Origin of the sequence: Parasphingorhabdus sp. (genome assembly GCF_049667325.1) — a bacterium.
In the GTDB taxonomy this organism is placed as follows: Bacteria; Pseudomonadota; Alphaproteobacteria; order Sphingomonadales; family Sphingomonadaceae; genus Parasphingorhabdus.
Genome location: NZ_JBATHY010000211.1, coordinates 1 through 2736, shown reverse-complemented (window position 1 = coordinate 2736; position 2736 = coordinate 1). Strand labels below are relative to the sequence as shown.

Genomic DNA, 2736 nt, shown 5'->3' with positions numbered 1-2736 from the left:
CAAAAATCGTACCGCCGCCCGCCGTGCACGATTTTGAATATGCACCGGCTAAGGCAGCGGGTGTTGCAACGCAGGGCGAGAGCTTTCTCTCGCCCCTGGCCGATCAGGATGGACCAAAAGCGCGGGCGCTGATCACGAAAGAAAACGGCTTTCCTCCGGCGCACCCCTATCTCAGTGGTTCGGGCGACCATGTGAACTCGACGCATCTTGGCGATGTCGGGCGGCAGTTTACCAGTCTCCTGCTCGGCGGAAAACCGCCGACAATTACCGGCGGCAAGATGAAATTCGTGCGATATGTCGAACTGGGTCGCCCGTTTGACGTTATACTGGAGCACCACGATCCTTCAAAAAACATCGTGACCATGGCGATCAAGCAGGCGGACCGGTTATGTGCAACCATCGAAATGAGTTATCAAAGCGAGAGATGATCCGGACGGTCTCGCAGCCCGTTCAGGGAAAGTCAGTTTTCGCGGCAATGGTCCGCTGGATCACCGTGATCACGCACATCGCGGAATAGACCGTCGCAATGATCGCAAAATATTGCGGCAACAAGCACATCGAAACGAACGCGATGATCGTCTCCGTGCCTTCCGCGAGACCTGTATTGTAAAAGAAGCTCTTTTTGCCGTGGGCATCGGTTTCCAGCCCCGCTTTCGCCGCCATGACCGCATAGGCGAGAAAGCTGATTCCGGTCAGTGTGAAGCTGCCGACCAATATGAGGGCGAATGGCAGGTTCGCGGACACCGCAAAGCCAAAGCCGGTCGGCACCGCGATATAGAAAGCAAAATCGCTGACAATATCGAGATAGCCGCCAAAATCGGTTTGCGCCGTGGCTCGAGCGATTGCGCCGTCGAGCCCGTCAAGCAGGCGGCTGAGCAACAGAAGCGCCAGACCCGAAAGATAATGTTGAAACCCGATCGCCACGCCCGCGCCGATGCCGACCATGCCCCCAGCCAGCGTTACCTGATCGGCAGTGAGGCCGATGCGCGCCAGCCGCGCACCGAGCGCGTTGAGCGGGGGATCGATGATCGGACGGAGGCGGGAATCAAACATGGGTCATCCTCGTCGATTGCGGGACATCAGGCAAGCGTGACAAGACCGATCACCGCGCCGGTCATTGCGGTGGCGCAATTGCCGGCGATCCAGCTTTTCACGCCCAGTCCTGCAACCTCTGCCCGTCGCGATGGCGCGAGCGTGCCGATGGTAGAGACCAGCAAGCCGACGCTGGCAAGATTGGCAAAACCGCAAAGCGCGTAGACGACAATCAACTGGCTGCGCGGATCGAACGTGCCTTCCGGGATCGCCGCCAGATCGAGGTATGCGACATATTCGTTGAGGATGGTTTTTGTGCCCATCAAAGCACCAGCGGCTGGCGCCTGATCCCACGGCACGCCCAGCGTCCACATCAGCGGCGCGAACAGCCAGCCGAAGGCGCGTTTTATAGTCACCGCCTGACCATCGACGAAGGGCAGGATGGTCTATATCTGGTCGACCAGAGCAACCAGAGCGAAAACCACCAATATGATCCCGATAACCGCCAGGAATACCTGCACGCCTTCCATTGTTCCGCGAACGATGGCGTCGATGCTGCCGTCATATTTGAGTCCCGGCTGCTCGTCGCTGGTCTCGGTCTTGCCGTTGCCTGGCACCATCAGACGGGCGACCAATATCGCGGCTGGCAGAGAGATCAGCGATGCGGAGATCATATGACCGACCGCGTTGGGAACCGCCTGCGACAGGGTTGAAGCGTAGAGAATCAATATCGCGCCCGAAATGGTCGCCATCGGCAGCACCATGACCATGAACAGTTCGCCCCGGCTCATCTTTTCGAAATAGGCGCGCAAGACCAAAGGAGATTCGACGACGCCGAGAAAGATATTCGCCCCGCCGCTGAGACCAACCACGCCGCTGACACCCATGGTCTTGCGCAATGCCCAGGACAGGCCGCGGACAATCCACGCGAGCACGCCCCAGTGCCACAGCAAGGCAGACAATGCCGAGAATACGATCACCAAAGGCAATATCTGGAAGGCGATGATCAGCGGCGGCTGCGCGCCTTCTTTCAACACAAAGGGCAATTCCGCGCCGCCAGCATAGCCGAACATATAGGATGATCCGACCAGACTGGCTTTTTCAATCGCCATCACGCCCTGGTTGGCGAGACCGATGATTTCCCAGACATAGGGCACCCTGACGATGACCAGCGCTATTGTCAGCTGGAGCAGCAGCGCGCCGCCAATCCATTTCCAACTTGGCCGGTCGTTGCGGTTTTCGGATATCGCCCAGACGAACAGCAGAATCAGCGTCAGACCGATCAACCCCTGACCCTGCTGCAAAATATCGATCATCCGCGCATCCAGCTGTGATAGCGTTCGACCCAGCGGAGCAGACCTTCCGGCGCATGGGCACGCTTCCATTCACCGGCGGCATATTTATTGGCTTCGGCCATCGTCGGAGAGGTGTGGATCGTGCCCAATATCTTGTTCAGGCCAAGCTTGTATTTCATCGCCAGAACATATTCGGCCAGCAATTCTCCGGCATGATCGCCGACGATAGTGACTCCCAGAATCTTGTCCTTGCCCGGCGGGGTCAACACTTTGACAAAACCTTGGGTTGCGCTTTCGGCGATGGCCCGATCCAGTTCGTGCATTGGATAGATGGTCACCTCATGGGCGATATCCTGCTCCTTAGCTTCCTGCTCGTTGAGCCCGACACGGGCGATTTCCGGATCAATGA

General features: G+C 58.1%; 2 protein-coding genes and 2 pseudogenes. 1 reads left to right on the top strand and 3 read right to left on the bottom strand.

The features are described from left to right. On the top strand, positions 1–428 hold a 428-nt coding region (locus WBM93_RS09625), incomplete at its 5' end, for a hypothetical protein (protein ID WP_424431311.1). A 22-nt stretch (positions 429–450) separates the two neighbouring features. Here WBM93_RS09625 and WBM93_RS09620 read toward each other — a convergent pair. The 3 genes and pseudogenes from WBM93_RS09620 to WBM93_RS09610 all read right to left on the bottom strand — a co-directional run. Beyond that, on the bottom strand, positions 451–1053 hold the full coding sequence (locus WBM93_RS09620; protein ID WP_424431309.1) for a CDP-alcohol phosphatidyltransferase family protein: 603 nt from the start codon (positions 1051–1053) through the stop codon (positions 451–453). 26 nt (positions 1054–1079) lie between these two features. After that, a pseudogene (locus tag WBM93_RS09615) lies at positions 1080–2348 on the bottom strand (NupC/NupG family nucleoside CNT transporter). Beyond that, a pseudogene (locus tag WBM93_RS09610) lies at positions 2345–2736 on the bottom strand (pyridine nucleotide-disulfide oxidoreductase); the annotation flags it as partial. The pseudogenes WBM93_RS09610 and WBM93_RS09615, both read right to left, overlap by 4 nt.

Bases quoted from the DNA above. Each gene is read 5' to 3' on its own strand.
- WBM93_RS09620 (WP_424431309.1), bottom strand. From the start codon at position 1,053: ATGTTTGATTCCCGCCTCCGTCCGATCATCGATCCCCCGCTCAACGCG.